The following is an 803-nucleotide window of genomic DNA, read 5'->3' as shown; positions in this document are numbered from 1 at the left end:
GTACCGAATCCTGGGCGCCACAGAGGCGCGAGACGACGCAGACGCAGCCGTGCCCCTCGGAGGCGCACGGCTGCGCGCCCTGCTCGCCGCCCTGGCCCTGCGCGCAGGCCACACCACGAGCGTCGAGGCACTGATCGACGACGTCTGGCACGAGCACCCGCCCCACGACGCCCCCGCCGCACTCCAGGCCCTCATCGGCCGCCTCCGCCGCGCCCTCGGCAAGGACGCGATCGAGTCCGCCCCCGGCGGCTACCGCCTCACCGCCGACCCGGACGACATCGACCTGCACCGCTTCGAGGCGCTCGTACGGGACGGGCAGTCCGCCCTCGACCGCGGCGACGCGGACACCGCGGCCCGCACCCTGCGCGAGGCCCTGGCCCTCTGGCGCGGTCCCGCCCTCGCCGACCTGCCCGACCGCACCGCCGCCGCCCGTCCCGAGGCCCAGCGCCTGGAGGCCACCCGCCTGCGGATCGAGGCGGATCTGCGGCTCGGGCGCGGGCGTGAACTCGTACCGGAAGTGCGGGAGCTCATCGGCACGCACCCGTATGACGAGCCGCTGCACGCACAGTTGATCCGCGCCCTGCGCGACACGGGCCGGGGCGCGGACGCGCTGGCGGCGTACGAGGCGATGCGCCGGACCCTGGCGGACGGCCTCGGCACCGATCCCGGCCCCGAACTACAGGCACTGCACGCCGAGTTGCTGAACGCGGGGATGCAGAACCCGGGGGCGCAGAACGCGGGGGTGCTGAACACAGGGACGCATAACCCGGAGTTGCCGCACCCCGGATCGCCCACCCCGAACC

The 803-nt window shown here is 75.3% G+C and carries 1 protein-coding gene; it reads left to right on the top strand.

What is annotated here, in order from left to right; all coding sequences use genetic code 11:
- Positions 1 to 803, top strand: an 803-nt coding sequence (locus G6045_RS40725; protein ID WP_235968627.1) for an AfsR/SARP family transcriptional regulator, incomplete at both ends; no start/stop codon positions are given.

It is taken from the genome of Streptomyces mesophilus, assembly GCF_011044995.1.
Taxonomy (GTDB): domain Bacteria; phylum Actinomycetota; class Actinomycetes; order Streptomycetales; family Streptomycetaceae; genus Streptomyces; species Streptomyces mesophilus.
The sequence above is the reverse complement of the archived record's forward strand: the minus strand, read 5'-3'. Positions and strand labels throughout refer to the sequence as shown.